This window comes from Bradyrhizobium sp. UFLA03-84 (genome assembly GCF_002289535.1).
Taxonomy (GTDB): Bacteria; Pseudomonadota; Alphaproteobacteria; order Rhizobiales; family Xanthobacteraceae; genus Bradyrhizobium; species Bradyrhizobium viridifuturi.
The window spans coordinates 272488-294680 of sequence record NZ_NSJY01000014.1 but is presented as its reverse complement, the minus strand read 5'-3'; the positions used below and the strand labels follow the sequence as shown (position 1 = coordinate 294680).

General features: G+C 65.4%; 22 protein-coding genes and 1 riboswitch. Of the genes, 10 read left to right on the top strand and 12 right to left on the bottom strand.

What is annotated here, in order from left to right; genetic code table 11:
- Positions 1–82 precede the first annotated feature (82 nt).
- Positions 83–297, bottom strand: a riboswitch (cobalamin riboswitch).
- A gap of 36 nt (positions 298–333) precedes the next feature.
- Positions 334–987, top strand: coding sequence for a cob(I)yrinic acid a,c-diamide adenosyltransferase (cobO, locus tag CK489_RS23020; RefSeq protein WP_095733909.1), 654 nt, complete (start codon positions 334–336; stop codon positions 985–987).
- A gap of 12 nt (positions 988–999) precedes the next feature.
- Positions 1000–2448, top strand: a complete 1449-nt coding sequence (locus CK489_RS23015; RefSeq protein WP_095733908.1) for a cobyric acid synthase — start codon at positions 1000–1002, stop codon at positions 2446–2448.
- A 53-nt stretch (positions 2449–2501) separates the two neighbouring features.
- Here CK489_RS23015 and cobD read toward each other — a convergent pair whose 3' ends face one another.
- Positions 2502–3467 (bottom strand): threonine-phosphate decarboxylase CobD, encoded by a 966-nt coding sequence (gene cobD / locus CK489_RS23010; protein WP_095734622.1) that lies wholly within the window; start codon positions 3465–3467, stop codon positions 2502–2504.
- Between the two features lie 11 nt (positions 3468–3478).
- Positions 3479–4402: an adenosylcobinamide-phosphate synthase CbiB gene (gene cbiB / locus CK489_RS23005; protein WP_095733907.1), complete on the bottom strand. Its 924-nt coding sequence runs from the start codon at positions 4400–4402 to the stop codon at positions 3479–3481.
- 166 nt (positions 4403–4568) lie between these two features.
- Here cbiB and cobU point away from each other — a divergent pair, with 166 nt between their 5' ends.
- The 5 genes from cobU to CK489_RS22980 are packed head-to-tail and all read left to right on the top strand — an operon-like array spanning position 4569 to position 6995.
- Positions 4569–5072 (top strand): bifunctional adenosylcobinamide kinase/adenosylcobinamide-phosphate guanylyltransferase, encoded by a 504-nt coding sequence (gene cobU, locus CK489_RS23000; RefSeq protein ID WP_095733906.1) that lies wholly within the window; start codon positions 4569–4571, stop codon positions 5070–5072.
- 32 nt (positions 5073–5104) lie between these two features.
- On the top strand, positions 5105–5737 hold the full coding sequence (bluB, locus tag CK489_RS22995; protein ID WP_095734621.1) for a 5,6-dimethylbenzimidazole synthase: 633 nt from the start codon (positions 5105–5107) through the stop codon (positions 5735–5737).
- Positions 5715–6056 carry a DUF1488 family protein gene (locus CK489_RS22990; protein ID WP_095733905.1) on the top strand — a complete coding sequence of 114 codons (342 nt, stop codon included), beginning with the start codon at positions 5715–5717 and terminating at the stop codon, positions 6054–6056. Before bluB ends, CK489_RS22990 begins: the two co-directional genes overlap by 23 nt.
- Positions 6053–6247, top strand: a complete 195-nt coding sequence (locus tag CK489_RS22985) for a CbtB domain-containing protein (protein WP_502694139.1) — start codon at positions 6053–6055, stop codon at positions 6245–6247. The genes CK489_RS22990 and CK489_RS22985 overlap by 4 nt, the downstream gene beginning before the upstream one ends.
- 10 nt (positions 6248–6257) lie before the next feature.
- Positions 6258–6995: a CbtA family protein gene (locus CK489_RS22980; RefSeq protein WP_095733904.1), complete on the top strand. Its 738-nt coding sequence runs from the start codon at positions 6258–6260 to the stop codon at positions 6993–6995.
- Between the two features lie 27 nt (positions 6996–7022).
- Here the strand turns inward: CK489_RS22980 and CK489_RS22975 are convergent, their stop codons facing one another.
- Genes CK489_RS22975 through CK489_RS22955 form a run of 5 tightly spaced genes read right to left on the bottom strand, consistent with a single transcriptional unit; the run spans position 7023 to position 12203 of the window.
- On the bottom strand, positions 7023–8294 hold the full coding sequence (locus CK489_RS22975; protein ID WP_095733903.1) for a CaiB/BaiF CoA transferase family protein: 1272 nt from the start codon (positions 8292–8294) through the stop codon (positions 7023–7025).
- A 1-nt stretch (position 8295) separates the two neighbouring features.
- Positions 8296–9030: a glutathione binding-like protein gene (locus CK489_RS22970; RefSeq protein ID WP_095733902.1), complete on the bottom strand. Its 735-nt coding sequence runs from the start codon at positions 9028–9030 to the stop codon at positions 8296–8298.
- An 18-nt stretch (positions 9031–9048) separates the two neighbouring features.
- Positions 9049–9666, bottom strand: a complete 618-nt coding sequence (locus CK489_RS22965; protein WP_095733901.1) for a DsbA family protein — start codon at positions 9664–9666, stop codon at positions 9049–9051.
- Between the two features lie 19 nt (positions 9667–9685).
- Complete coding sequence (locus CK489_RS22960) at positions 9686–10909, bottom strand: ABC transporter substrate-binding protein (RefSeq protein WP_095733900.1); 1224 nt, start codon at positions 10907–10909, stop codon at positions 9686–9688.
- 52 nt (positions 10910–10961) lie between these two features.
- The gene (locus CK489_RS22955; protein WP_158226486.1) at positions 10962–12203 is read right to left on the bottom strand and encodes a CaiB/BaiF CoA transferase family protein; all 1242 of its coding nucleotides are present in this window, start codon (positions 12201–12203) and stop codon (positions 10962–10964) included.
- Between the two features lie 127 nt (positions 12204–12330).
- Here CK489_RS22955 and CK489_RS22950 point away from each other — a divergent pair, with 127 nt between their 5' ends.
- Positions 12331–13257, top strand: a complete 927-nt coding sequence (locus CK489_RS22950; RefSeq protein WP_095733898.1) for a LysR family transcriptional regulator — start codon at positions 12331–12333, stop codon at positions 13255–13257.
- A gap of 121 nt (positions 13258–13378) precedes the next feature.
- Positions 13379–14428, top strand: coding sequence for a LacI family DNA-binding transcriptional regulator (locus CK489_RS22945; protein WP_095733897.1), 1050 nt, complete (start codon positions 13379–13381; stop codon positions 14426–14428).
- A gap of 11 nt (positions 14429–14439) precedes the next feature.
- Here the strand turns inward: CK489_RS22945 and CK489_RS22940 are convergent, their stop codons facing one another.
- Together CK489_RS22940 and CK489_RS22935 are read right to left on the bottom strand one after the other, a co-directional pair.
- Positions 14440–14850, bottom strand: a complete 411-nt coding sequence (locus tag CK489_RS22940) for a (R)-mandelonitrile lyase (RefSeq protein WP_095733896.1) — start codon at positions 14848–14850, stop codon at positions 14440–14442.
- Positions 14851–14939: 89 nt separating this feature from the next.
- Positions 14940–16571 carry a flavin-containing monooxygenase gene (locus CK489_RS22935; protein ID WP_095733895.1) on the bottom strand — a complete coding sequence of 544 codons (1632 nt, stop codon included), beginning with the start codon at positions 16569–16571 and terminating at the stop codon, positions 14940–14942.
- A 174-nt stretch (positions 16572–16745) separates the two neighbouring features.
- On the opposite strand from CK489_RS22935, the gene CK489_RS22930 reads away from it, so the two are divergent.
- Positions 16746–17972, top strand: a complete 1227-nt coding sequence (locus CK489_RS22930; RefSeq protein WP_095733894.1) for an ABC transporter substrate-binding protein — start codon at positions 16746–16748, stop codon at positions 17970–17972.
- A gap of 541 nt (positions 17973–18513) precedes the next feature.
- On the opposite strand, the gene CK489_RS22925 is transcribed toward CK489_RS22930, so the two are convergent.
- From CK489_RS22925 to mmsA, 3 genes are read right to left on the bottom strand one after another with little or no spacing between them, the layout of a single operon-like run.
- Positions 18514–19347 carry an inositol monophosphatase family protein gene (locus tag CK489_RS22925; RefSeq protein ID WP_245350481.1) on the bottom strand — a complete coding sequence of 278 codons (834 nt, stop codon included), beginning with the start codon at positions 19345–19347 and terminating at the stop codon, positions 18514–18516.
- A gap of 57 nt (positions 19348–19404) precedes the next feature.
- The gene (mmsB, locus tag CK489_RS22920) at positions 19405–20595 is read right to left on the bottom strand and encodes a multiple monosaccharide ABC transporter permease (protein WP_095733893.1); all 1191 of its coding nucleotides are present in this window, start codon (positions 20593–20595) and stop codon (positions 19405–19407) included.
- The gene (gene mmsA / locus CK489_RS22915; RefSeq protein WP_095733892.1) at positions 20592–22172 is read right to left on the bottom strand and encodes a multiple monosaccharide ABC transporter ATP-binding protein; all 1581 of its coding nucleotides are present in this window, start codon (positions 22170–22172) and stop codon (positions 20592–20594) included. Before mmsA ends, mmsB begins: the two co-directional genes overlap by 4 nt.
- Between the last annotated feature and the right edge of the window lie 21 nt (positions 22173–22193).

The following is a 22193-nucleotide window of genomic DNA, read 5'->3' as shown; positions in this document are numbered from 1 at the left end:
ATTGACAGCGGGAAGCGATGAGGCACACGAACCGATCTTGCATCGGTCCGTTCCCCGTCGCGGAACACCCCGTCCGCCGGTCTCACAACATGCTGCGCTGGCAGGTCTCCCGGCTTGCGGAGTAGGATTTCTCCTTTGATGCCCACCTTCCCGACTCCTTACGGAATCAGTGGCTTGGGCATCTCTCCGGTCACGGTCGCGGGGGCGGCTGCGTTTCAGGCCGACCTTGCGGTCTCAGCCCTATCGCATTCCCTGTTCGCCTGTCGTAGGACAGGAACCAACGCGGGCCCACCATTCGTCCAAGCCTCGCACTTGTCAAGCCGAAGGAACGTGATGATTTCTGATGGAAACGACGCTGAGGACGGCGCCGTCGGCACCGACCCATCGCTGGACGCGCGCCACGCCGACAAGATGGCGAAAAAGAAGGCTGCCAGGGATCGCATCATGGCGACCAAGAGCGGCGAAAAAGGCCTGATCATCGTTCATACCGGCGCCGGCAAAGGAAAATCGTCCTCCGCCTTCGGCATGATCATGCGCTGCGTGGCGCACGGCTTTCCCTGCGCCGTGGTGCAGTTCATCAAGGGGGCCTGGGATACCGGCGAGCGCCGCCTGCTCACCGGGCATTTCGGCGATCTCTGTCAATTCCACGCGATGGGGGAAGGCTTTACCTGGGAGACGCAGGATCGCGCCCGCGACATCGCGGCGGCGCAAGCCGGCTGGGAAAAGGCCAAGCAGCTGATCGCAGACGAGAACCTGCGCATGGTGGTGCTCGACGAGATCAACATCGCGCTTCGCTACGACTATCTCGCGATCGCCGACGTCGTCGACTTCCTGACCACGTCCAAGCCGCCGATGACGCATGTCGTGCTCACCGGTCGCAACGCCAAGGACGAGTTGATCGAGATCGCCGACCTCGTCACCGAGATGACACTGGTGAAGCATCCGTTCCGCTCCGGCATCAAGGCCCAGCCGGGCGTCGAGTTCTAAGAGCCGAACGCCATGGCGCGCGCATTGATGATCCAGGGAGCCGGCTCGGACGTGGGCAAGTCGCTCATCGTCGCCGGCCTCGCGCGCGCCGCCACGCGGCGCGGCCTGCGCGTGCTGCCGTTCAAGCCGCAGAACATGTCGAACAATGCCGCCGTGACCGTCGACGGCGGCGAGATCGGACGCGCGCAGGCCTTGCAGGCGCTGGCCGCCGGCGTCGAGCCCCACACCGACATGAACCCGGTGTTGCTGAAACCCGAAACCGATGTCGGCGCCCAGGTCATCGTGCAGGGCAAGCGGATCGCCACCGCCCGCGCGCGCGAATATGCCGGCATGAAGCCACAGCTGATGGGCGCAGTGCTGGAGAGTTTCGAGCGGCTGAAGGCGCGTGCCGACCTCGTGCTGGTCGAAGGCGCCGGCAGTCCCGCCGAGGTCAACCTGCGGAGGTCCGACATCGCCAATATGGGCTTTGCGCGCAGGGCTGACGTGCCCGTGGTGCTGGTCGGCGACATCGACCGCGGCGGCGTGATCGCGCAGCTCGTCGGCATCAAGACGGTGGTCGATCCCGACGATGCCGCAATGGTCCACGGCTTCGTCATCAACAAGTTCCGCGGTGATCCCTCGCTGTTCGACGACGGCTACCGCCTGATCGAAGCCCGCACCGCCTGGCGCGGCTTCGGCGTGCTGCCCTGGTTCGCTCGCGCCGGCGAGTTACCTGCCGAAGACGCACTCGGGCTCGCCGACGCCCGCAAGCCCGGCCGGTGCAAGATCGCGTTTCTGGCACTGTCACGGATCGCCAATTTCGACGATCTCGATCCGCTCAAGCTCGAACCCGGTGTCGATCTCGTGATGGTGCGTCCCGGTGAAGCCATCCCCGGTGATGCCAGGCTCGTCATCCTGCCCGGCTCGAAATCGACCCGCGGCGACCTCGCCTTCCTGCGCGCGCAGGGCTGGGATATCGATCTCGTGGCGCATCATCGCCGCGGCGGCCATGTCCTCGGCCTGTGCGGCGGATACCAGATGCTTGGGCAGAGCGTCACCGATCCCGACGGGATCGAAGGCCCCGCCGGCGAGACGCGCGGCCTCGGCCTGCTCGATGTCACCACCACCATGACCGAGCAGAAGACGCTGACCCGCGTCAGCGCCGTGCACGCTGCGACCGGTCAGCCGATCAGCGCCTACGAGATCCATATCGGCCGCACCGACGGTCCGGATCGCGCCCGGCCTTTTGCACGGCTCGACGGCGTCGCTGAAGGTGCCATTTCCGGCGACGGGCGGGTTCACGGCAGTTATCTGCACGGCCTGTTCACGTCAGACGAATTCCGCAAGGCATTCCTTGCGCAGCTCGATATTCCAGCGGCGGATCAGCCGTACGGCGCCAGGGTCGAGAGCGCGCTCGACGCGCTTGCCGAGCACATCGAGACCCATCTCGATGTCGCAGGCCTGCTCGCGCTGGCACGCTAAAGCGTTTCGAGCGAAGTGGACACCGGTTCGCGTGAAGAAAACGCGTCAAGAAATCAGCGCGACAAGGCGGCCGAGAGGCGGGACCATTCAACCTCATTGCCGGGCAGACCGAGGCGCAGCCATCCCGGCTTCTGCTGGAAGACGCGCGACCAGATCTGGCCGCGGGCAAGCGTCTCTTGCGCGGCGAGTGCATCGCCGGTCTCGTAGAGCCGGAACAGCGGCGTGCCGCCGACCGGCGTCCAGCCGCGCGATTGTGCCGCTGCGTCGAGCCTGACGCAGTCGTCCGCCAAACGCGCGATCGTTGCCCTCGCCCAGTCGCGATCGAGCAGGGCCCGCCGTCCGATCGCAATCGCCGCCCCCGAGATCGGCCATGGGCCTGTCATCGCCGCAAGCGTGGCAATGTCGCGCTCGTTGCCGACAGCGAAGCCGAGCCGCAAGCCGGCGAGCCCGTAGAACTTGCCGAAAGAGCGCAGGATCAGGAGACCGGCGCGTCCTGCGTCTGGCGCAAGCGAGATGCCGGATACGGCGTCCGCAAAACTCTCGTCGATGACGAGCCGGCCGACGCGCGGCAACAGTGCCAGCAGCTCGTGCCGATCATGGCGCTGCCCATCCGGATTGTTCGGATTGACGACGACGGCAATGTCCGCGCCCGCGAGCGCTGCGAGCTCGGACACTTCGGCAACGTCCCAGCCCGCCGCCGAGAACACGCCGGCATACTCATTGTAGGTCGGCGCAAGAATGCGCGCTTGCCCGCGCGACGCCAGGCTCGGCAGCAACTGAATGGCGGCCTGTGCGCCGCCGATCGCCACGATCGGCGCGTCGGTGCCGTAGGCCTGCCGCGCAGCCGCGTGAAGGGATTCGATCTCGGATCGCGACGGCAACGCGCTCCATTGCCGCGGCTCCACGCCGACGTCAGGATACGGCGCCCGATTGATCCCGGTCGACAGATCAATCCAGTCTTCCGCGGCGCCGCCGAAGCGTTGCTGGGCGACATCGAGATTTCCGCCATGCTCACGCATCCACCGCTCCTTCACGCCAGCGCCAGGGCCACGAACGCCGCGGCCAGCACTATCATGGCGTAACGATACAGTTTCAGCCCGGTGAGGACATCAGCGGCGGCCGGATCGCGCGCCGCCTCGTTCAGCCAGGGCTCGTCCGCGATGCTGCCGTGATAGATACGCGGCCCGCTGAGCCGCACCCCGAGTGCGCCGGCCATCGCCGCTTCCGGCCATCCGGCATTCGGTGAGCGATGCCGTCGCGCATCGCGCAACATGCATGACCACGCCTGCGCGCGGTTTGGCGCGAGCAGCACGAACAGGAGGCCGGTCAGCCGCGCCGGAATGAGGTTGGCGAGATCATCGATCCGCGCGGCGGCCCAGCCGAAGGCTTCGTGCCGCTCGGTGCGATGGCCGATCATCGAGTCCAGCGTGTTGATCGCCTTGTAGCCGAGGATTCCCGGCAGGCCGAACAGCGCGCCCCAGAACACCGGCGCCACGATGCCGTCGGATGCATTCTCGGCAAGGCTCTCGATGGTCGCGCGCGCGATGCCGGCGTCGTCGAGCGTGGCCGGATCGCGCCCAACGATCTGCGCAACCGCTGAACGCGCGGCCGCGATGTCGCCGGATGCGAGTGGATGGGCCACCGCGGTGACATGGTCATGCAGCGAGCGCAGCGCCACCAGCGGCCAGGCCAGGACGCCCACGACAACGACATGCACCCACCCGGATGCGAGCAGGGACTGAACGGCCCAGCCCAGCGCCGTCGCCAGCGCAATCACCAGCACGGCCGTCGCAAGGCCGGCGGCGCGGCGCAGCCCCGGCCGATCGGAGGCCCGGTTCCAGCTGGTATCGAGCAGATGGATCAACCGGCCGAGCCAGGTCACGGGATGACCGATGCGGGCAAACAGCCACGCCGGCCAGCCGATCAAGGCGTCCACAGCCATCGCCACTGCCATCGCTCCCGCAAATCCCACTTAACCCTCTCCTCGCCGCGATCCCCCTGATGCGCAAGACATTGGGCGAGTGCAAGCCCTCCGCGGGTGGATTTCGGCTTTGTCTTTCATCGCGATTGGTGGTTAGAGCGTTTCGAGCGACGCGGATACCGGTCGCGCAGGAGATGAGATGGCGGTCATTCTGATCACGGGCGGAGCCCGGTCCGGCAAAAGCCGGCGCGCCGAACTTCGCGCGCGCTCGCTTCCGGGCCAGCCGGTGTATATTGCCACCGCCGAGGCGCTGGATGCTGAAATGGATGAGCGGATCGCTAGGCATCGCGCGCGGCGCGGCAACGACTGGATCGAGCGCGAGGTGCCGCTCGATCTCGTCGCGGCATTGACCGAGACCGACGGCGGCGGCGCAAGGCTGGTCGATTGCCTGACGCTCTGGCTGTCCAACCTGCTGCATGCGGAGCGCGATTGGTCGCAGGAAGTGACGCGCCTTGCCGAGGCGCTGCCGCGCCAGCACAGCCCGGTCATCCTGGTCACCAACGAGGTCGGCCTCGGCATCGTGCCCGACAACGCGCTGGCGCGGACTTTTCGCGACGCGGCCGGCCTGATGAACCAGGCCGTCGCCGGCGCTGCCGACGAGGTCGAGTTCGTCGTTGCCGGCCTGCCGATGAAACTCAAATGAACTCCGAGATCGATCCTGCCAAAGGCCCCGCGATGGTCTCATTCGACGATGCGTTTCGCCGGCAACTGCATGAGCTTTTCGTGTGGCGGCGCGACGTGCGGCGCTTCCGGACCGATCCACTGCCCGATGGGTCGATCGAGCGCCTGATCGAGATCGCCTGCCTGTCGCCTTCGGTCGGGTTGAGCCAGCCCTGGCGGTTCGTCATCGTCGACGACGCGGAACGGCGCCGCGCTGTCATCGAGGATTTCAAGGCATGCAACGCCGACGCGCTGCGCTCCTACTCAGGCGAACGTGCCACAAAATATGCGGCATTGAAGCTGTCAGGTCTTGAAGAGGCGCCAGGCCACCTCGCCGTGTTCGCCGAGAAGAGCGACCAGATCGGCTCCGGTCTCGGCCGCGCGACGATGCCGGAGACGTCTGAATATTCCGTGGTGGCCGCGATCTGCTCGATGTGGCTTGCCGCACGTGCTGAAGGCATTGGACTCGGCTGGGTATCGATCCTCAATCCGGGCCGGGTTCGTGAGATCCTGGAGGTACCGGACGGCTGGAAGTTTATCGGCTACCTCTGCATCGGCTACCCTCAGGCAGAATGTGACCGTCCGGAGCTCGAGCAGGCCAGGTGGGAATCGCGGCGAGGTCCCGGTGAATTCACCATCCGGCGCTGACGAATCTCCGACCGGCAGCGGCGCCGCGAAAAACGCCGCCCAGTGGCGCGCCGACATCGCCTCCCTGGTGTTTCCCGTCCCGGAGCACGGCGCGATCTGCGCGGTACATCGGGGGGCGTTTCGGACGCTGCTTGGCGCGGAGCCGGTGCCCGAGGCCTGCCTCAGCTATTTCGAGCGTCATGCAGACTCGCTCAGGGCCGCGGCCCGCGCCAAGATCCTGCGCAAGGGCATCCCCGTTGGAACAAATCTGCATCTTACCAGTCGCGATATCGCCCGAAAGCTGCTAGAAGCCGACCAAATCGAATGTGGAGAACGATGATGAGCCAGTCCCAGACCGCGCAAGCCCAGCATCTGCCGGTTGCCACCCGACAGGTCGGCCGGCTTACCCAGTCCCTGATGGCCATGACGCTCGGCCTGTTCATCGTCGGCGTGGTCGGCTTCTCGCACATCGACGTGATCCACAATGCCGCGCACGATGTGCGCCACTCCAACGCATTCCCCTGCCACTGACCACGTCGGCATGAATACGTTTCGCTCGATCGTCTTCTCGTCGGTCATCGCGGGATTCATCGTCGGCCTGATCGTCACCGCGGTCCAGCAGTTCGGCACCGTTCCCCTGATCCTCAGGGCCGAGGTCTATGAGAAGGCGGCCGAGCACAAGCACGAAGCCTCGGCGCCGCCGCACGCCATCCTCGTCCACGATCACGCCGATCATGATCATGGCGCACAGGCCTGGGAGCCGAAGGACGGGCTGGAGCGCAATCTCTACACGGCGGGCGCGAACATCCTGACCGCGATCGGCTTTGCGCTTCTGCTCTGCGGCTTCTTTTCGGTTCGCAGCGGCGCCACTGGCGAGGCGATCTCCTGGCACGAAGGACTGATGTGGGGGCTCGCCGGCTTTGCCGTCTTCACCATCGCCCCCGGCCTTGGGCTGCCGCCTGAATTGCCGGGTGTGCCCACCGCTCCGCTGCTCTCGCGTCAGATCTGGTGGACGATCGCGGTGCTGGCGACAGCAGCCGGCCTCGGGCTGATCGTATTTCGCCGCTCGATGCCGGCCGCGATCGCCGGCGTGGTCCTGATCATGCTGCCGCATCTGATCGGCGCGCCCGAGCTCGATCATGTCGAGAGCAACGTGCCCTCGTCCTTGTCGCATCAGTTCGTGGTCGCCGTCACCCTGACCAGCCTGGTGTTCTGGTCCCTGCTCGGCGGCCTGACCAGCGCCGCGTTCGCCTATTTCGATCGGCCCGCGTCGGCGTAACCGCCGCAGGTCTGATCGCGGCACGGCTCAGCCCGTCTGCCTGAGCGGCCTGCCGGCCCGCAACTCCCTGTCCTGCACCAGCACCTTCTCCGCATAGAGCTGGTCGATCTCCTGCCCGGACAGTCCGAGTTCGCCCAGGATCTCCTCATTGTGCTCGCCGAGCAGGTCGGCCGTCAGCTCACTGCGTTGCGGCCATTCCGAGAAGCGCATCGGCGCACCGGGAATCGCAAATTGGCCGATCCTGGGATCGCTGACATGGCGGACCGTGCCGCGCTCGATCAGATGCGGCTGGGCCATGGCGTCATTCAGCGTCAGCACCGGCGCGCAGGGAATCCGCTCCTGCTCCAATGCAGCAATCGCCGCCTCGCGCGACGGGAAGCTCTTGAGCCAGGCTTCGACGATCTCGCCCACCAGCACCCTGTTGTCGGCGCGGGCGCGCGCGGACTCGAACCGCGGATCGTTCTCGAGCTCCGGCCGCCCCAACGCGCGGACCATTTGCGGCCATTGATGCGCCAGCGCGCAGATCACGAGAAACTCCCCCCGACCGCAATCGAACACCCCGACCGGACCGCCATTCGGGTGCAGCGAGCCCTCCCGCTGCGGCACGAAACTGTCGCCGCGCAGCGAGACCTTCGGCACGTTAGCCTCGTGCATGTGAAAATACGTGTCGAGCAGCGTCGATTCGATGAACTGCCCTTCTCCGGTGCGCTCGCGATGAAGCAGCGCAAAGCCGACGGCCATCGCCGCGGCGACGCCGGTCGAAGCGTCTCCGATCGCGACCGGCACCTGCGCCGGCTTCCCGTCGGGATCGCCGATCACGCCGGTGATGCCGGCGAAGGCCTGCGCGATGTAGTCGAAGCCGGGCTTGTCGCTCAGCGGACCGGTCTGCCCCGCAAACGAGATCGAGCACATGATCAGCCGCGGATTGATTTTCTTGAGCGTCTCGTAGCCAAGTCCGGCGCGCTCCATCACGCCGGGCGTGAAGTTCTCCACCAGAACGTCGGCCTTGGCCGCGAGCCGGGTCAGGATCTGGCGGCTCTTCTCATGCTTGAAGTCGAGCGCGAGGCTGCGCTTCGAATGGTTCTGCTGAAAGAAATACGTGCTCTGCGAGGTGTTCTTGTAGGCGGGATCGCGCGGCTTGAGCCCCTGGAAGCGCGACCGGTCGCCGAATGGCGCGAGCTCGATCTTGATCACGTCGGCGCCGGCCTCGGCCAATAGACGGGTGCAGGTCGGGCCTGCGACGAACTGGGTGATATCGAGCACGCGATAGCCGGTCAGCATTTTTGGAGGCAAGGTCATCTCAATGATCCGGTTGTAGTGATTGCAGAGCTCCGGCGGGCGTGTCTCCGCTCGCCGGCCTCGTTCCGAACAGATTGCTGCGCGCCTCACCGTCCAGCGTCTTGCGCACCGCGCGCCGGCCGACCGCCAGACCCTTCTGGAGCAGCGGCCGCATGCGCAGCTCAGTGAACCAGCGCTTGATGTGCGGGAAGTCGTCGAGCTGGAAACCCTGCGCCTTGTGGGTCATCACCCAGGGAAAGCAGGCGATGTCGGCGATCGAATAGTCGTCACCTGCGACATAGGCGTTCTCGCCCAGCCGATCGTTAAGCACGCCGTAGAGACGACGCGCCTCGTTGCCATAGCGCTCGACGGCATAAGGAATCCTGTCCGGCGCATAGAGCGAGAAATGTCCGTTCTGGCCGAGCATCGGCCCGAGCGCACTCATCTGCCATATCAACCATTGCTGCACGCAATAGCGGCCACGCAGGTCGCGTGGAGAGAACCGGCCGGTCTTTTCCGCAAGGTAGAGCAATATCGCGCCGGATTCGAAGATCGTCAGCGGCTCGCCTCCGCCGGGCGGATCCCTGTCGACGATGACAGGGATCCGGCGATTGGGATTGAGCTTCCGGAATTCGGGCTTGAACTGATCGCCGCGCGTGATGTTGACGGGCACGACGGTGTACGGCAGCCCGCATTCCTCGAGCATGATCGAAATCTTCCAGCCATTCGGTGTCGGCGCGAAATGAAGATCGATCATCGGAGCCTCCGGCACGGTTCAGGCCAGCTGCTTTTCGCGCGACAGCGACAGCCCGGCCTCCTGCAGCCGGCGCTCGAGCATCGGCACCCGGTCGTTGCCCCAGAACTGCTCGCCGCGGAAGACGCAGATCGGCACGCCGAAGATATGGTCGCCCTGGCTCTCCTGCTGCGCCTCCTCATATTCACGGCGGCCGTCGCCCTCGAAATAACCTCGGAATTCCGCACCGGACATCCCGAGCGATTCGATAAAGCGCTCGACCGCGTCGACCTCGTCGACCGCGAGCTCGCGGCGGAAGAACAGCTCATAAACCAGGCGGCTGTATTCGATCAGCCGACCCTGCTTCTCCGCGAACAACCCGCCGATCAGCGCCGGCGCGGTGTCGAAGATCTTCAGCGGACCGCGGATGATCTTCTTGTCGCCGCGCTCGTTCGCGGTCCGCCGTGCATCCATGTAGGAATACTTGACCTTGTATTCCGAATAGACGCTGCGCTGGCCGGAGCCCTTGATCCGGAGCTGGAACGGCCGCCACTGCACCTTGATGTCGAACCTCTTCTCGAGCTCGAACACCGGATCGAATGCCAGCCAGGCATAGGGGCTCTTGTAGTCCGAATACATCTTGAGAACTTCGCGGGACATTGTCTCTCCTTTGTCGATGTCATTGCGATTGAGCGACGAGCGGGCACTGGCTCTCCGACAACGGCTGCGCCGCCTCGGAAGCCGGAATGACCTTCTCGATGGTGTAGTAGTCCCAGGGCTTCCTGACCTCGCCGGGGGCCTTGATGCTCGCCATGTAGAACGGATGCATCAGCCAGCCGTCGGCGCGCACCGAGCCGTTCTCGACATACATGTCGTTGACCGGCAGCTTGCGGATCTCGTCGGCGACCTTCAGGCCGTCCAGGGTTCCCGCTGCCGCGACCGCCCGGAGATAGTGCAGCGTTCCCGAGTAGACCGCGGCCTGGTCCATGGTCGGCATCGCATGATGCTGCCGGAAGAAGCGCTCCGACCAGGCCCGCGTCTTGTCGGTGCGGTCCCAGTAGAACGGCGTCGCAAAGGTCAGCCCCTGCACGTTGGCGATCCCGAGCGCGTGCACATTGGTGATGTAGGTCAGCGGCACCACGATGTGCTGGCCGCCCTCGGCGATGCCGAACTCCTTGGCCTGCTTCAGCGCGTTGGTGGTGTCCTCCGCGGCGGAGATCAGCCAGATCACCTTGGCCTTCGACGCCACTGCCTGCAGCAGGAAGGAGCTGAAGTCGGGATTGTTCTGTGGGAAGCGCACCGAGCCCAGCACCTTGCCTCCCGCCGCCTTGATCGCACCCGCCGCGGCATCCTCCATCGCCTTGCCGAAAGAGTAGTCGGCCGACAGAAAGAAGAACGTATCGAGCCCGCGCTCGATCAGCGGCTTCGGCAGCGGTGCCGAAATGGCGTAGGCATTGAGCGACCATGAGAATGCGGTCGCCGCGCAGGCCTGCTGGGTGATGGCGGGACTTCCGGTCACACCATGGATGACGATCTTGTTGCGCGCCCGCGCCAGCTCCTGCACCGCGAGCGCCACGGCGGATTGCGCGACATCGACGATGACGTCGGCGCCGCCATTGTCGAACCAGTTGCGGGCGATCGCCGCGCCGACATCGGGCTTGGCCTGATGATCGCCGGAGATCACCTCGATCGGTCGGCCCAGCACCTTGCCGCCGAAATCCTCGACCGCCATCTTCGCTGCGAGCACCGAGCCCGGTCCCATGATGTCGCGGTACATCCCCGACATGTCGGTGAGCACGCCGATCCTGACCGGCTGCACATCCTCCGCCCGAACCGGCGTCGCCATCGCGCTGCCGACCAGCAACGCGATCGCCGCAGCTGTGATTGTTCGTTTCCTCGCCATGACTATCCTCGACGCTCCCCGTGTGGGAATGCGTGTGCCGGCCTCTTTGCTTTCAGATGATCCGTCTTGACTTCAAATCGTCGATCCTCTCGCCGGAGAGGCCGAGCAGCCCGCCATAGATCTCCTGGTTGTTCTGCCCGAGCGTCGGCGCCGGCGCGGTGTATCCCTTGTGCGTCCGTCCCATCTTGATCGGGAATCCGGCGCCGATGACCCGCTGCTCCAGCGGCTCGGTCGGATGCTCGACCGCCAGCAGCATGTCGCGCGCTCCGAGATGCTCCCAGGCGAGGATGTCGTCGATGTCACGGATCGGGCTCGCGGCGACATCGCCGCGATTGAGCGCCTCGATCGCCTCGGCCGTGGTGCGGCCCAGCGTCCATTCGGTGACGACCGCGTCGATGACCGCGTTGTTGGCAACGCGCCAGCCGGTGTTCATGAACTTCGCATCTGCAGCGAGGTCCAGCCGGTCCATCACACCCAATAGGGCCAGCCAGTCCTCGTTGGTGGCGGCGCCGAGCGCGATCGCGCCGTCGCGCGTGGCATAGGTATTGAACGGCGAGAACCGCATGATGCGATTGCCCTGCCGCGGCGCCATCCCCATCTGCGGATAGCAATCCAGGGGCTCGTCGAGCACCAGCGACAGCAGGCAGTCGGCCATCGCGACGTCGACGAACTGGCCTCGTCCCGAGATGCGCTGTTCGGTCAGCGCGGCGAGGATGCCGGAGACGGCAAAGGCGCCGGTAATGCCGTCGGCAAGCGCAGTGCCGGCCTTGCTGGGACCGCCATCCGGCGCACCGGTGATCGACATCAATCCAGCGGCCGCCTGGATCATCAGGTCGTAGGCCTTGAGACGCCGGTCGGCGCCGGTCGAGCCATAGCCGGTCAGCGCGCAATGCACGATGGAAGGATTGATCTGGCGGTTCGCCTCGTAGTCGATCCCGAGCCGCTCGGCAGCGCCGGGTCGCAGATTCTCGACCAGGATGTCCGACTTGCGCAGCAGCGCATGGAACAGCTCCATGCCCTCCGCCGTGCGCATGTTCAGCGTGATCGACTTCTTGTCGCGGCAGCGCTTCAGATAAGCGAGGCCGAGATCGCTGTCGTGCTTGCGGTCGAGCGCAACGCCGTCCTTGCCGAGGAACGGCGGGCCGGTCATGGCGGGATCGCCCTGCTCCGGGGTGTCGATGCGGATGACCTCGGCGCCGAAGCCCGCCAGCATCAAGGTCGCGAACGGGCCCGAATAGAACCGCGTCAGATCGAGAACGCGGACACCGTGCAGCGCGCCTTGCCTCGTCGTCATCGCGCTCGCCATCATCCGCAATTCCCTTCCCGCTCGCCGCTCCGTCGTCGTCTTCATCGTTGACGCGGAGGGCATATAGGTCAAATATTTTCCAATCTGGATTATTGATGCTGAAATGGAATAAATTATGCGCGATCGACGCCCACGCCGGTTCGAGGTCAGCCTCAAACATCTTCGTGCCGCCAACTCGGTCGCGGTGTACGGCAGCTTCACCGCGGCCGCCGCCGACCTCGGCATGACGCAGTCGGCGGTGAGCCGCCTTGTGCTTCAGCTCGAACGGCAGCTCGGCGTCTCGCTGTTCCTCAGATCGACGCGCAACGTCATCATGACCGCACCGGGCCGCGAGTTCACGGCGTCGATCCAGCGCCTGCTCGCCGATCTCGGCACCCAGGTCGACAACGCCCGCGCGCTCGGCGAGCAGATCAAGGGACGCCTGATCATCTCGTGCCTGCTGTCACTCACCCACCACGTGGTGCCGGAGGCCGTGCTGAAATACAGGAAGGCGCATCCGGGCGTCGAAATTCACCTGCGCGAGGGCCTCGGCAGCCAGGTCTATGAAGACGTGCGCAGCGGCTTTGCCGACTTTGGCGTCGGCAACGTCACCGCGCTCGGCCAGGAGGTGGTCGGCGACGACGTGGTGCAGGAGTCCTGCTTCGCGATCCTGCCTTCGCGCCATCCGCTGCGAAACAGCAACACGCTGAGCCTCCGCGAACTGCGCAACGAAGCGTTCGTCTCGCTTCCGACCGGCTCTGGCCTGCGGCAGCAGATCGACAGCGTAGCAACCGCGAGCGGCATCGTGCTCAAGCACAGCACCGTCGTCGAGCAGTTCGGCACGCTCTACGACTTCGTTGCGGCCAATGTCGGCATCTCGATCGTTCCGGCCTCGGCATTGCCGCCACGCGCCCCGCGCGGCGTGGTCGTCAAGCGGCTGGTCTCGCCGCCGCTGGTCCGCAAGATCGGGATCCTGCGGCTGAAGAACCGCCCGCTGACGCCGGCCGCGACCGGATTCCTGGACATCTTCCGGCCGCTGTTCCTGAGCGCCTCACGGCGCTAGCCCAAGAATCATTTGAGATTCACGGCGGAGCCTGATTAGGTTCGCTTTGTGCCGTCCGCTGGCACGCCGCAACTGGCGCGCCGGGCGACGGCATTGCCGAATCGACAGGGCTCAACCACGAATGACAAAGGCGCGACGGACACGACCGACGATTCGTGACGTCGCGGCCGAGGCCGGCGTGTCGGTCTCAAGCGTCAGCCGCACGCTCAATGGCGGCATCTATACCAGCGCGGAACTGCATGCCCGCATCATGCGCGCGGTGAAGCGTCTCGGCTTCGAGCCGGACCAGGCGGCGCAGGCGCTGCGCTCGCGCGCCTCCAACACGATCGGCTGCATGGTCGCCGATTTCTCCAACCCGCACTACACCGGCATGGTGAGCGCGGCGGAAGAGGAGTTCCAGCGCGCCGGCTTCCTGTTGATGCTGGCCGCCACCAAGCACGAGGAGGCGCGCGAGGCCGCGTTCCTTTCGGCGGTGCGCCGCCGCCAGATGGATGGATTGCTGCTGTTCGCCGGCGACAATTCCCACAAGGACTTCATGAAGGGGCTGGCGACGCTCGACCTGCCCTGCGTGACCGTGGACCGCGAGGTGCCGGGCAGCGTCCCGGTTCGTGTCGATCACCGCGGCGGCGCGCTGGAGGCGACGCGTTATCTGATCGGCCTCGGCCATCGCCGGATCGCGCTGCTCACCGGAAGCGCCGCGGTGCTGCCGAGCACGGAGCGGCTCGCGGGCTACCGGCAGGCGCACCAGGAGGTGAAGATCGAGGTCGACCCCACGCTGATCCGCCCGCATATGCAGGGCGCCAACACCGCCTTCAGCTCGGTGTGCCAGCTCCTGCAATCGGCAAAGCCGCCGACCGCGATCATCTCGCTCGGCACCAGCATGCTGGCCGAGGTGCTGGAGGCGATCACCAGCAACGGCCTGCACTATCCGCAGGACGTCTCGCTGGTGTGCAGCGGCGACACCGACCTCGCCCGCCATGCGACGCCGGCGATCTCGGCGCTGAGCTGGGACATGAACGAGGTCGGCCGCACCGCCGCGCGGCTGCTGCTGGAGCGGATCCGCGACGACGACAAGCCCGCTGGCAGCAGCGAACCGGTGTTCCTGCCGACGCGCCTCATCCTGCGACATTCCTGCGCCGCACCGGCGACGCCCGCGCGGGGACGAAAGTAGCGCGGCGAAGATCAATCCGCCTGCGGCGCCGCCGAGTATTGCGCGTCGGAGACATGCTCCATCCAGGTCGCGTAGTCGCCGGCGAGCGCTTCGTGGATCGCGATGTGGCTCATGCCGGTGGTCGGCGCGGCGCCGTGCCAATGCTTCTCACCCTGCGGAATCCACACCACGTCGCCTGGACGGATCAAGCGGATCGGGCCGTCCCAGCTCTGCACATATCCCACACCGGCCGTGACGTAGAGCGTCTGGCCGAGCGGATGGGTGTGCCACGCCGTGCGCGCCCCCGGCTCGAACGTGACCCGCGCGGCCTGCACCCGCGCCGGCGCCGGTGCGTTGACGATCGAGTCAGCCCAGACGGCGCCGGTGAACCATTCGGCGTTACCGCGCCGGCTCGAGACCGTTCCTGCGCGCTTGATGTCCATCTTCAGTCCTCCAACTCGTCCAATCTGGAAACGGTTCCAATTTTATCGTCATCGCGAGCCAACCGGTCGCAATGATGGAGATTCCGGCTTCAGCTCAGCACAAATCCCTCGTAACCGCGCTGCGCGATTTGCGCGATGCGGTGGCGATAGCCCTGGCCGACATAGGGCATGAAAACCCGCGGCTTGCCCGCGATGTTGGCGCCCTGGTACCAGGAATTGGCCTTCGGATAGAGCGTGCGGCTGGCAGCATCCGCGACATGCGCCATCCAGGCCCGCTCGGCCTCTCGTTCCGGCTCGATCCGCGTCTGTCCCTTGGCGCGCATGCTGCCGAGGCACGCTGCGATCCATTCGACATGGTTCTCGCAGGCGTGGATCACGTTACCAATAACTGATGGGCTGCCCGGCCCGGTCACGACGAACAGGTTCGGAAAGCCCGACACCATCAGGCCTAGATAGGCGCTGGGTCCATCGGCCCAAGCCTCTTGCAAGCTCGTGCCGTCGCGGCCGCGGATTTGCATCGCGGCAAGCGCGCCGGTCATCGCGTCATAGCCGGTCGCCAGCACCAGCGCGTCGAGCTCGAACGACCGCGTCGCGGTCTCGAGGCCGGTCTCGGTGACCGCCGTGAGCGGCTCGGCGCGCAGGTCGACGAGCTCGACATGCGGCAGGTTGTAGGTCGCGAAATAGCCGGTATCGATGCAGATGCGCTTGACGCCGAGCGGATAGTCCTTCGGCGACAGCGCTTCCGCCGTCGCCGCATCGTTGACGATGCCGCGGATCTTGTCGCGCACGAAGTCGCAGGCGACGTCGTTGACCGCCGCATCGGTCAGGATATTGGGGAACGCGGTCAGGATGCCGCCGCCACCCTGCTCCCAGAGCTGTTCGTAGCGCGCCCATTGCACATCGCGATCAGGCACTGACGCCTCGAATGCATTCGCGGGCACGCGCCCGAACTCCGGCGTCTCGAGGCTCTCGCGATATCTGGCGATCAACGGCTCGGCGGCCGCGATATCGGCGTCGGACAGCGGCGCATTCCGCGCCGGCACCGAGTAGTTCGGCGTGCGCTGGAACACGGTCAAGCGGCTCGCCGCCTTCGCAACCATCGGGATGGTCTGCACGCCCGATGAGCCGGTGCCGATCACGGCAACGCGCAAGCCGGAAAAGTCGATCTCCTCATGCGGCCACTGCCCGGTGTGATAGACCGGCCCGCGAAAGCGCTCCAGCCCAGGCAAGGTCGGCTTGTTCGGCATTGAGAGATTGCCGGTCGCCATCACGCAAATCGACGCGACGATGCAATCGCCGCGATCGGTGCGCACGGTCCAGCTCTCGCCGGCCTCGTCCCAGTCGGCGCTGGTCACGCGGGTGTCGAAGCGGATCAACGAGCGCAGTTCGAACCGGTCGGCGACGCACTGCGCATAGCGCAGGATCTCCGGCTGGGCGGCGTATTTCTCGCTCCAGCGCCATTCCTGCCGCAGCTCCTCCGACCAGGTGTAGGAATAGAACAGGCTCGGTATGTCGCAGCGCGCGCCGGGATAGCGGTTCCAGTACCAGGTGCCGCCGACGTCGGACGCCGCCTCGATGCCGATCACCTTCAGCCCGAGCTCGCGCAGCCGGTAGATCGCATACAGCCCGCCGAAGCCGGCTCCGACCACGACGGCATCGCATTCGGCGACCAATGGCGGCCTTGCGCCATGGTCCGGGCTGGTCTGCTCCAGTCTGCTCATTTGTCACACCTCTCCGGCCGCGGGAATATTGCCATCTGTGGGAACACGCGCTAGTCTGGAAACGTTTCCAGACTGGAAGCGCATACGATAATTGTCGCCGGGCGTCAACGCGCCGGCCATCGGGCCCGCAGACGCAACAAGGCGATCAGCGAACAATCAGGGAGTGAGTGAGGGATGTTGGAGGGAATTCGTCTTCGCGCGTGCGTGGCAGTCGCGGCCATGATCGGCGCGCTGTCGCCCGCGCTGGCGCAGAAGAACTACGGCCCCGGGGTCTCGGATACCGAGATCAAGATTGGCAACATCATGCCCTATAGCGGCCCCGCGTCCGCCTACGGCGCGATCGGCCGCACCGAGGCAGCCTATTTCAAGATGATCAACGACCAGGGCGGCATCAACGGACGCAAGGTCGACTTCATCAGCTATGACGACGGTTTCTCGCCGCCGAAATCGGTCGAGCAGGCGCGCAAGCTGGTCGAGGGCGACGAGGTGTTGCTGGTGTTCCAGCCGCTCGGCACCGCGCCCAATGTCGCGATCCAGAAATATCTCACCGCCAAGAAGGTCCCCCACCTCTTCATCGCATCGGGCGCGACGCGGTTCGGTGATCCGAAGAACTTTCCCTGGACCATGGGCTGGCAACCGAACTACCAGAGCGAGGGCCGCATCTACGCCAAGTACATCCTGGACAATTTGCCGAACGGCAAGATCGCGGTGCTCTGGCAGAACGACGATGCCGGCAAGGACGCGCTGAAGGGATTGCGCGACGGCCTCGGCGACAAGGCGAGCAGCATGATCGTCGCCGACAAATCCTATGAACTCACCGATCCGACGTTGGATTCGCAGATCGTGGCGCTGCGCGCCTCGGGCGCCGACATCCTGTTCACCTGGGCGGCGCCGAAAGGCGCGGCGCAGACCATCAAGAAGGTCGCCGAGCTCGGCTGGAAGCCGACCTTCTTCCTGACCTCGACCGCGACATCGGTCGCCTCTGTCATGCGCGCCGCCGGCGTCGAGCATTCGCAAGGCATCATCTCGGTCGCCTATCTGAAGGACCCGACCGACAAAATCTGGGCCGATGACGCCGAGACCAAGGAGTGGCGGACGTTCATGGACAAGTACATGCCCGACGGCGACAAGACCAACGGCAATCACGTCTATGGCTACGCCGCTGCGCAAACGCTCGCGCAAGTGCTCAAGCAATGCGGCGACGACCTGACGCGCGAGAACGTGATGAAGCAGGCCGCCAGCCTGAAGGACTTTGCGCCGAAGATGATCCTGCCCGGGATCAGGATCAACACCAGCGCGACCGACTTCCGTCCGATCGAGCAGTCGCAGCTGATGCGGTTCGAAGGCGAAAGCTGGACGCTGTTCGGCAACATCATCACCGGCGAAGTCGGCAGCGAGTAACGCTTCCGTGGGTCATGCCCGGGCCTCCGGGCATGACCCGGTGATCGTTATCCGGTCAGCCAGGCGAACGCGCGGCGAGATGGAAGCCCGGATAAAACATGCCGCGAGAACGCAGCGCTGCGGCCCGCCACCCGCGCAACACATTCAGTGTCGTCCCTGCGAACGCAAGGACCCGTCACGACAAATGCAGATTGTTTCGCGACGATGGAACGACGAGTCCCGTTCACAATCTCCGCCGCGGAGTATGGGTCCCTGCGTTCGCAGGGACGACGCGCGGGAAGAGCTGTGTGCTCACTTCGCTGTCATCGCCCGGCTTGAGCGGACGATCCAGTACGCCGCGGCCTCTCGGCTCAAGCACGGATGTCTCTGGAATACCGTATCACCCGCCTTCGCGGGTGATGACATCGAGAGCTTGGAATCGAAACGATCCTCATCGTCGTCCCGGCGAAAGCCAGGACGACGCGCGGGAAGCGTCGTTGCGTGGGTGATGACACTGAGCAAGCGGTTTGCCAATTGAACCGTACTCGCGGAATTTCCGCCGCTACTCGGCCGGCGTCAGGATCGCCTGCTGTGCCGCATGCCAGCTCGCTTCGTCGGGCGCGCACAGCAGGCCGCCGGTTAGATTGACCGGCTTGTAGGGTGAACCGTCGAAATGCGCGCTGTAGCCGCCGGCCTCGCGATGCAGCAGCCAGCCCGCGGCATGATCCCACGGCATCAGCTTGTTGTAGAACAACAGATGGCAATGGCCGGATGCCGCCATCCGATACTCGTGCGCGGCGCATCGGAGCCAGGCGCTGACACCAAGCTTGGACAGGTTGCCGGCGACGATCGGGCGCAGCGCCTCGGGCAGGAAGTTGACGCCGATCACCGCGTCCATCTGCTTGACCGGCACCGCCGGTGCCACCTTCAGGTCATGCCGGCTGCCATCAGGCATCTCGAGCCAGGCGCCCTCGCCGCGCAGCGCGAACGCGGTGTCGTTGCAGACGGGATCGTGGATCGCGCCGAACACGATCTCCCCGCGCATCGTGGCGGCCACCATGGTGCCGAACAGCGGCAGGCTCGTGGTGAAATTCCGGGTGCCGTCGATCGGATCGATGATGAAAGCGAGCTCCGCGGTTCCGACCTGATCGAGCGCGGACGGATCGCGCGACGTCGCTTCCTCGCCGATCACGACCGCATTCGGAAACGCCCGGAGCAGCGCCGCCGAGATCGCCTGCTCCGCCAGCTCATCGGCTTCGGTGACGACGTCGAACGCCGACGTCTTGGTGCGGACCTCGATCTCGCGGACACGGCGGAACCGCGGCATGATCTCGACGCGGCCGACTTCAGCAAGGATATTTCCGATGGTCAGCGCATCGACATGGGATAGTTTCACGCGGCATTCTCCTGCGTTGCACAGGTATCATATCGCGAAATCATGACCGTGCGGCAATCACCGGCGCTGGTTGTAGACATCGATGCAGACGGCGCCGAGCAGGACGAGGCCCTTGATCACCTGCTGGTAATCGATGCCGATGCCGAGGATCGACATGCCGTTGTTCATCACGCCCATGATCATAGCGCCGACCACGGCGCCGCCGACCCGACCGACGCCGCCATAGGCCGAGGCGCCGCCGATGAAGCAGGCGGCGATCACGTCGAGCTCGAAGCCAAGGCCGGCTTTCGGCGTCGCAGTATTGAGCCGCGCCGCGAACACCAGCCCGGCGAGCGCCGCGAGCACGCCCATGTTGACGAAGGTGAAGAAGGTCAGCCGCTCGGTCTTGACCCCCGACAGCTTCGCGGCCTTGGCATTACCGCCCACCGCATAGATCTGCCGCCCGATCACCGTGCGTCGCGTGACGAAACCATAGGCCGCGATCAGCACCGTCATGATGACGAGCACGTTCGGCAGGCCGCGATGCGAGGCGATCAGATAGGTGAAATAGAGCACCGCGCCGGCCAGCGCGATGCTCTTGGCGACGAAGAACGCGTAGGGCTCGACCTCGATGCCGTGCGACTGCTCGCGCGCCCGCCCCCTGGCGCTCGCCAGCACCAGCGCGAACGCCAGCACGACGCCGATCAAGAGCGAAGTCGGATAGAGCGTGCCGGCGCTCGGGAACAGCTCGGGGATGAAGCCGGACGACAGCTTCTGGAAGGTCGGCGGAAACGGCCCGACCGAGCGCCCCTGCAGCACCGCGAGCGCAAGGCCCTTGAACACCAGCATGCCCGCCAGGGTCACGATGAAGGATGGGATCTTGAAATAGGCGACCCAGTAGCCCTGCGCCGCGCCGATCGCAGCACCGATCAACAGACAGGCGATGAAGGCGATCGGGTAGTCGATATGGTAGGTCACCATCAGCACCGCCGCGACCGCGCCGACGAATCCCGCGACCGAGCCGACCGACAGATCGATATGCCCGGTGACGATCACCAGCAGCATGCCGAGCGCCATGATCACGATGTAGCTGTTCTGCAGCACGAGATTGGTGAGATTGACCGGCTGCAACAGCGTGCCGTCGGTCACGATCTGGAAGAACAGCATGATCGCGAGCAGCGACAGCAGCATGCCGTAGTTGCGCAGATTGTTCTTGATGAAGCCGGAGTGCTTGGGGGCCTCGGGAAGTGACACCGTCTTGTCGGTCATTGCGCTCCTCCTGCCACCCGCACGGCATCGTCATGTGCGCCGCTCCCGGACATCCTGACATTGCGCATGATGGCGCGCATGATCTTCTCCTGCGTCGCATCGTCCTTGGCAAACTCGCCGACGAAGGCGCCGTCATTCATGACGCAGATCCGGTCGCAGATGCCGAGCAGTTCCGGCATCTCCGACGAGATCACCACGACACCCTTGCCAGCTTCCGCGAGCTCGTTGATGATACAGTAGATCTCGTACTTGGCCCCGACGTCGATGCCGCGGGTCGGCTCGTCCAGCAGCAGCACTTGCGGATCGGTCATCAGCCATTTCGACAGCACCACCTTCTGCTGGTTGCCGCCCGAAAGCTGCCCGGCCTCCTGATAGACGTCGGAACAGCGGATCCGCATCCGGTTGCGGTAATCGCTCGCGGCCTTCAGCTCGACGACATCGTCGATCACACCGCGCTCGGCGACCTGGCGAAGGCTCGCTAGCGTCACGTTCTTGCGGACGTCGTCGGCGAGGATCAACCCGAGCTGCTTGCGGTCCTCGGTGACATAGGCAAGCCCGGCGTCGATCGCGGCCGGCACACCGGTGAGGCTCACCTCGCGTCCGTCAAGGCGGATCTTGCCGGTGATGTTGTAGCCCCAGGCCTTGCCGAACAGGCTCATGGCGAATTCGGTACGGCCGGCGCCCATCAGGCCGGCGATGCCGACCACCTCGCCTCGCCGCACCTTGAAGTCGACGTTCTTGATCACCTGCCGGGCGGTGTGCAGCGGGTGATACACCGACCAGTTCTCGACCGTCATCACGGGATTGCCGATCGCGACGTTGCGCTCCGGGAAGCGATGCGCGAGATCGCGGTTGACCATGCTACGGATGATCCGGTCTTCGTCGACCGCTTCGGTCCGGCAATCGATGCTGTCGACGGTACGGCCGTCGCGCAGCACCGTGATGCGGTCGGCGACGCGTGCGACTTCGTTCAGCTTGTGCGAGATCAGGATCGAGGCGATGCCTTGCTCGCGGAACGCCAGCAGCCGGTCGAGCAGCGCGGCGCTGTCGGCCTCGTTGAGGCTCGCGGTCGGCTCGTCCAGGATCAGCAGGCGCACCTTCTTCGACAGCGCCTTGGCGATCTCGACCAGCTGCTGCTTGCCGACGCCGAGATCGGTGACCAGGGTGTCCGGCGATTCCCTTAAGCCTACCTGCGCCAGCAGCTCCGCCGTCCTCCGGTACACCGCATTGCGGTCGATCACGCCGTACCGTGACGGTGCGCGCGACAGAAAGATATTCTCGGCGATCGACATCAGCGGGATCAGCGCCAGCTCCTGGTGGATGATGATGATCCCCAATTCCTCGGAATCGTTGATATCGCGAAACCGGCGTTCCTCGCCGTCGAACAGGATCGCCCCCTCATAGCTGCCGGCGGGATAAACCCCGCTCAGCACCTTCATCAGGGTCGACTTGCCGGCACCGTTCTCGCCGACCAGAGCATGGATCTGGCCGGCTTCCACGGTGAAGTTGACGTCACGCAATGCCTGCACGCCGGCAAAGCTCTTGCTGACGTCACGCATCTCAAGCATCGCCGTCATCGGATCATGTCTCGCAGCGTC